This is a genomic window from Salinimicrobium oceani, assembly GCF_012037645.1.
Genome location: NZ_JAAVJR010001082.1, coordinates 1 through 362, shown reverse-complemented (window position 1 = coordinate 362; position 362 = coordinate 1). Strand labels below are relative to the sequence as shown.

1 pseudogene is annotated in these 362 nt (G+C 40.9%); it reads right to left on the bottom strand.

Features of this window, described 5'->3' with window-relative positions:
* Positions 1-362 (bottom strand): annotated as a pseudogene (locus HC175_RS20880) (AAA family ATPase); the annotation flags it as partial.

The following is a 362-nucleotide window of genomic DNA, read 5'->3' as shown; positions in this document are numbered from 1 at the left end:
AAGGTCTTTTTGAAGAATGTTTATTTCCCGTTGGCGTTCTTCTATTTCAGCATTTACAGATTTGAATTTTTGAAAAGCTTTTGTTCCGATTTGCCTGTAGATCCCCGTGCCGGTGATCTTTTCTAAAAGTTCTCCCCGTTCATCTTTCCGGGCTTTGAGGAACTGTGCGAAATCTCCCTGTGCGAGGAGTACAGATTTGATGAACTGGTTATAATTGAGGCCAATCAACTCCTCATTTTTGGATGGTACATCAGACTTTTTACAGTCGAGCGGCTTATTGGAAGCCATGTCATAAATGTACATTTCGTAATCGCGCAGGTTTTCATTGCGGTTAGTTGAAATACTCCATTCTGAGGCATAAA